At 50.5% G+C, this 6,739-nt stretch carries 3 protein-coding genes; 2 read left to right on the top strand and 1 reads right to left on the bottom strand.

The genetic code is table 11. From position 1 onward, the window contains the following. Positions 1-475: 475 nt before the first annotated feature. Both ACP159_RS25555 and ACP159_RS25550 read left to right on the top strand, forming a co-directional pair. Positions 476-2,077 (top strand): hypothetical protein, encoded by a 1,602-nt coding sequence (locus ACP159_RS25555; protein WP_425102496.1) that lies wholly within the window; start codon positions 476-478, stop codon positions 2,075-2,077. Between the two features lie 245 nt (positions 2,078-2,322). After that, positions 2,323-2,538 (top strand): hypothetical protein, encoded by a 216-nt coding sequence (locus tag ACP159_RS25550; RefSeq protein ID WP_425102495.1) that lies wholly within the window; start codon positions 2,323-2,325, stop codon positions 2,536-2,538. Between the two features lie 200 nt (positions 2,539-2,738). Here ACP159_RS25550 and ACP159_RS25545 read toward each other — a convergent pair whose 3' ends face one another. Beyond that, the gene (locus tag ACP159_RS25545) at positions 2,739-5,756 is read right to left on the bottom strand and encodes a cold shock domain-containing protein (protein WP_425102494.1); all 3,018 of its coding nucleotides are present in this window, start codon (positions 5,754-5,756) and stop codon (positions 2,739-2,741) included. Between the last annotated feature and the right edge of the window lie 983 nt (positions 5,757-6,739).

Raw genomic sequence — 6,739 nt, 5'->3', positions numbered from 1 at the left:
TCCTACCACCCCAGCCAGTTCTTCCTGACATGATGCGGCTCCACCTGATCGGAGCCGGAATGCCCCACGAAATGCCCCCGTCCAGATGGGCAAGTTTGTGACCGCCCCCTTGTGATCCTGCCCCTCCTGTGTCCGGTACTTGCCTACCTAAAACAGGTATAAGTAATGGATAAGAAAGCAGGAAAGAGAGGGTAAGAAGGGGTATCCTAGTAGGTAGCCCTACCATGTCCGATATGGTGGAAGGCTGACTGCTGTACAAAAAAGTCAGCCATCAGTTGAGAATTTCACTCTACCCAAGGATGCACCCGGAACGTTTGCAGCACCACCCCAAGATCAGCAGGAAACAGGCATTAGTAATGGATAATATTGCATGGAAGAGACCCTAAGAAGGGGTATCCCTGATGGGTCTCCATAGGAAGAGTGGCAAGCTATCCTCCTGGGGTTGAGTGCCTGTCACAAGTTGGGGGCTGCAACGATGCAAGCAAGCTCCTACTTGCTGAGGTCCCTGCTGCCACTCTCCTGGACCCCGGCCTTGCCCCCTCGGAACGACTACTTCGCCAACGCTGTTCGCCCCATAGACAACCCCTACTACTCCCGTCCTATCGACGTGCATCGGTGGTCTGACCATCCAGAGGTCAAAGAACTGACCGACAAGGTGTGGGATCACCTGCCAGACAAGATCGCGGGGGCCATAGGACCGAAACCAAAAACCTCCTACAAGAAGCAACTGCGGGTGCTGCTGCTGGACCTCTATGTTGCTTGGTTGTATGAACCGGAACTGAGCATCGGTGTCTCGATGTCCATGAATGCGTGGAAGGCGAACTCCCGGTACAACGCTCTCCACCTGTCCAAGAAGCTGATCCCGATTATCAAGGCACTGCATGAGGCAGGTCTGCTCGACAAAGCACGAGGCAGCTACAAGGGACCGGGGGCCAAGTCCAACAGGACGACACGTATCAGAGCCTCCAAAGCCCTGCAAAACTGGTTCGGAGAAGCCAAGTTCGGGCGTGGTGACATCACCCGTGCCCTAGGGGAGGAACTGATCGTGCTTCGCTCGGAGAAAGAGCGAAAAGTCGAATATCAAGACACAGAAGCGACCAACCAGATGAGAGAGGAGCTGAAAGCGTACAACGATCTTCTAGCATCTTCTTTCATTGACGTGTTTACTCTTGAGCACCATGCAGTGCAGGTGGACCCAACGAATCCGGCATCTCTGGTCTGGATCGGCAAGGACTATTCAAGGACCCACCGTGTCTTCAGTCGTGGTGACTGGTCGCTGAACGGGCGCTTCTACGGAGGCTGGTGGCAACGGCTTCCCGGTAAACATCGGGCGCAAATCAGCATCGACGATCAGCCGACTGTCGAGGTGGACTTCAAGGGTCTACACATCGCCCTCCTCTATGCAGAACAAGGGCAGGTCATGGACCACGACCCCTATGATATTCAGGTAGAGGGATTTTCAAGCTTTCCACAGGGTTTAATCAGAACGTTTATCAAGACGTTGGCCCTTACTTCCATCAACGCAAAGGAAAAATCGTCAGCCTACAGTGCATTCAGGAAGGAATTTCCGGCTGGCCACGTGGGCAAGAGAATGACCAATAAGCAGTTGGACAAGCTGCTGGCTGCTTTCCTTGAACGTAACCCGTTGTTGGAGGGCTATCTCTTCTCGGATCAGGGTATCCGCTTGATGAACCTGGACAGTCAGATCACGGCCCGCGTCCACAGTCACTTCACGAAACAGGGCGTGCCAGTCCTCTCGGTGCATGACAGCTACATCATCGACTTCCGCAAAGCCTATAAGCTACAGGAGGTCATGAAGGACGCCTCTGAAGCGATTGTAGGGCAGCGGCTCGAGACTGCCATCAAGCTTCCTTACCTGCCCGAGTACTCGCCAGTGTCACTGCTAGACCTATACGGGCACGTGGAGAACCATGTCGGGCCACGTTGCAAAGGGTACATGGAACGGGTTTTTTTCTATCAAGAGGAGACAGGGCGAAGCATTTCTCCATTGTGTCGTGAGGATGATCCGGACCTGATTGAATTGGGCATGGTCTCTTGGGACGATCAGCAGGACTAGGCCAATGATGGCCTTGACTGAATAGAGGCGAACGGCCCTAACCTGCCACACCAACGCCAGCCAGACGCCGCAGTGCAGCTTTCGCATTGCGGCCATTCGAATGGCGAGATGGCCTGCTAAACTTGCAAGTCTGCTAAATTTCGGTTGATACTGCGATCTCGGATCGATCAGCGCACGATCTAGGTAAGTTGCAGGTGAAATTTTTTCTGGTGACTGGTTGCGGAAAATTTTTGGAGGTCTGATCATTGTCACTTACTTTTTCCGGAAGACAGGGAAGTTCCCCGGAGTTTGAAACGCTATTGGAGGCATTCGATGGCGACAGACGCGTCGTTGTGGTCAGTTCACAGGAGGCGATTCAGGACTACGGGTTGTCGGCGGTGCAACAGAAAGCTTCTGAGAAACACGACGCCAAGCTGTTCGATGCGGCGGGTCGCATCAAAGTGCTCACGACGGATTTTTGAGGACGGCCCCCTGCTGCCGTTGGCGCTTGGTGCATCCTTTGATCACTTTCAGCCGCAAGCGAAAATGAATTCAGTCATTGTCTGGTCTCGCTGGAAGGCGGCAAAGGAGGGTTTCCCAGAAAAAGCGAAGCTTTAGTCGTTTTTCAAAAATGGCCGATTGCAAAAATTTTTTGTTCTAGTAAGTACTGTCGCCCACAATGTCAATTTTTGGCTTCGTAAACTTTCAGTATTCGTCGCACCTGAGTTGCAGTACCACCCTTATCCATTTTGAGTTCGACCTTTATCCGAAGTCCAACTTCCATCATCTTTAAGTCAGATGTGCTGAGAACCGAAAAGTGAAAAAAAGCTGTGCGATCTGAATTTTCTATTTGAACGAATCCATATCGACGGTCATGAAAAACCCTAATGACCTGAGCTTTGACGATGTCAATCTCCGTGGGGTCGGTTCTGATTGTGTGAATCTTTTGAACAGAGAGGCCTTTTGATGAAGACCCAATGTCACAAACGATATCGTCTCCATCGTTGAGCACATCAAGTCCCGAGGACTTAACCGTTTCAATGTGAACAAATACGCCTCCACTCACACCACCAATTTCAACAAAACCGAATCCCTTCTTTGCATCAAACCAATCTACAACTCCAACGACATTTCGCTTTGAAATAGATATGATGTCGGTGGCACCGCCTTTCGTCTTATTGTCAGCTGCTCCGAGTCTTCTAATGAACCCGATAAGCTCGGATTGGCCCTGGTAGGCTGAGGAGCTGGTAGTGTGTTGGAGATGTTGTGCATCTTCTATCAGAAGATAGTCAGCAAACGTTTTTCTGATGGTGTCGTGCCGGTCTTTTGAGGGACTCTTCGAAAGATAAGCTTGGCTAATCTCATCGGCCTTGCTTTCGTCGGTTATCGATGTCGTCAAAGCCATTTGAGAGAAGAAAGCTCGGTTCGTCGTTGCAAGTTGAACGTGGGCTTTGCCGGAAAATGTAATGGCCAGTTTCTGCCCCGACGCGACGTTTGGAACAGATACATCGTAGGGTTCTATCAGGCGGGCCAAGAATAGCCTATTGAGCACGCTAAGACAGGCTGCCTCTGAACATCCAAGAACATCAAAGTAGTCAATAATCGATTGAACACTGACGTGCTTGTCTTCGATGTTTCGCTCTGTGAGGGCAACCGCCTCAAGAAAATACAGGATACGAAGAGCAAGTAGCGGTGACTCTTGGTAGCTTTTATCAATCTGAAAGATAGGGAAGACTTCGTGTTGATCGGATTGCCGAAAAATTGCGTAGTCACCTTTTAGCAGAGCATTTGTAAACTTGAGATATCCAATCGAAACTGGTTGGCCCGCGACATAAGTTGTAATCAATTGATCCACGCTAAAAACAGCAGATGTCATAACTCGGCGCGCCAGTGAGAGTGTGCGCCGTATGTTGTAGTTGCATAGCTCTCCAAGCGTCTTCGAAGTAAACTCGTGATCGACAAAAACTTGCTCGAGGACAGCTGCAAACCCATCGAGGTTTTCAATCGATACTCTTATGCCCTTAGAAGTGAAGTAATTTTTCCTGTCGGCTTCAGTGTCGAATACGTCGATCTTTGATCTTAGGTACTCGATACGTTTCCGAAAAACGTCCCGAGGAGACGGTGTCGGGAGGAAAAAAGACCTTGAGGAATATATCCCGAAAATGTCTGACTTCGAAAACGCCCACGCCGATTTGTCAGTTATAGGAAAGATCACCAATGCATGCTTTGCATATCTTCTCAACGCTTGCGCCAACTGAAAGATGTCAGTCTTTTGCTCGAACGAGAATTCATCAATGTTATCGATTATTAGAATTGGTAGTTTGGCACGGTTCGAAACAATATCAGCCAATAACCGTTTGAGATAGCCTTCCCGGTCGTTCTCCACTCGGTCTTCCAAAAACTTTCCAAACTCGATTTTGAACGCCGCCTTGTCTGATTTATATAGTTCTGCGCCAGTCCCCTCAGCACGCCTGCGGTATTCGCGGAAGTACATCCCAACCAAGTCATCCCAAGTGGCTGCTCCACTATCAAAAACTTCACGTTCAATCTCTTCGATCAATCTGTCGATCGCCCAAGCGACCATGCTATCCTGGTCACCAGATGCATCCAAACAGCTGACACGAACGGTGACGCAGCGGTCTCGTAGGCTCTTTGACAATGTCTTTCTGAAGAATCGATCCAGAAAAGTCGTTTTTCCTGCTCCAGTTGGCCCCACGATGAACACTGTTTGCCCTTCATCGACGTCTACGGAATTTCGCACGATATCTTCTAGATGGTCGTCGAGGTCGTTTGCAGCGGGATTGATGTTACCTAGAACCCGCGCCGTCATCTTTTCTAGAGAAAAGTCGGCAACCCTACTTTCGCGAGTCTCGACGAAACATTCTATGAGAAGATCAGGGTCATCGTCTCCTCGCATACGCCCGAAGTACACATCAAAAACGCGATCAAGGTCGAATGCTAGCGCGGACTTTTGAGCGATACGAATTTCAGATTCATCAAACGGGCAGACAAGCTTTCGTTCGAAGGCACTTCTTTGGTTATGAAGCTCGTCAAACATTTGAACATAGACTCGCTTCGCTACTTGAGTTTTTGCTAATAGATCAAAGAATATCGAGAAGTCTTCAAATACGGCTTCCAGCGAGGGAAATACAAACGCCTCCACTTCTCGGTAGTTCTTACCCGGGACATGCGTTTTGAAAACTACCCATGAAAAACCATCGGTGAGTACTGCGAACGGGAGTCCTTCTTCACTTGCATACGAAAAGGCTTGTTGTACTCCAGGCGCTGCCGACTTCAATGCGGGGCCAGAAACCCGCAAAGTACGAAACTTTGCCTTTTCCGCTACTGCAATGTCAAAGATGCCTTGTCGCTTCGCTTCGACGACAAATGTCGGATTTCCTCGCATACTCATGATGTAGTCGGAATAGCCACTCTCGTGTTTCCTCTCTGAGCTGATATCTGTGGTCTCCCACCCCAAGACATTTGTAAGAATGTTTGTGATGATCTGTACTTTAGAATCTTCTTCGGACACGATCTGCGCGCGATGCTGACAAACGCTTTCAGAAAGTGCCCTAAGGCGATCATGAGCTTGGTCTAACTCGGACAAGTGACACTCCAGATTTTTTTGGTCTTTGACTGACTTACTCAGTGTCAAACCTTTGAGGCTCACTTGCAATGAATTACTGCTTTTACGGCTCATTGGGTACAGAGCGAACTTGCTCGAACCCTCGGTGTTTGTGACGTCAGAGGTCTTGGGAAATTTAAGTTTAGAAAGGACTGTGGGTTCTTGCTATGGAGGGCCCGCGATCGCAGCGAAACGAAGCTGCGCGTGATGCGCACGCAGCTTTCAGATCAAAAGGAGGACGGCAGCCAAGGGCCATCCTGAACGCTCAACGCGTCCGTGGGCCTCAGCTTTCCAAAAAGTCCGCCTCCTGCGCACCGCTCCTGTTCATCCAGGGCGCAGCGAACGACCGCTTCCCGCCGTTCCCTCTGACCCCCGTTATGTCCTCCGGCAAATGATCCCACACCTTGTCGGTCAGTTCTTTGACCTCTGGATGGTCAGACCACCGATGCACGTCGATAGGACGGGAGTAGTAGGGGTTGTCTATGGGGCGAACAGCGTTGGCGAAGTAGTCGTTCCGAGGGGGCAAGGCCGGGGTCCAGGAGAGTGGCAGCAGGGACCTCAGCAAGTAGGAGCTTGCTTGCATCGTTGCAGCCCCCAACTTGTGACAGGCACTCAACCCCAGGAGGATAGCTTGCCACTCTTCCTATGGAGACCCATCAGGGATACCCCTTCTTAGGGTCTCTTCCATGCAATATTATCCATTACTAATGCCTGTTTCCTGCTGATCTTGGGGTGGTGCTGCAAACGTTCCGGGTGCATCCTTGGGTAGAGTGAAATTCTCAACTGATGGCTGACTTTTTTGTACAGCAGTCAGCCTTCCACCATATCGGACATGGTAGGGCTACCTACTAGGATACCCCTTCTTACCCTCTCTTTCCTGCTTTCTTATCCATTACTTATACCTGTTTTAGGTAGGCAAGTACCGGACACAGGAGGGGCAGGATCACAAGGGGGCGGTCACAAACTTGCCCATCTGGACGGGGGCATTTCGTGGGGCATTCCGGCTCCGATCAGGTGGAGCCGCATCATGTCAGGAAGAACTGGCTGGGGTGGTAGGA

This window comes from Tropicibacter sp. S64 (assembly GCF_049803835.1).
Classification (GTDB): Bacteria; Pseudomonadota; Alphaproteobacteria; order Rhodobacterales; family Rhodobacteraceae; genus Pacificoceanicola.
Note: the sequence above shows the minus strand (reverse complement) of the source record. Positions and strands in the feature narration are given on the sequence as shown.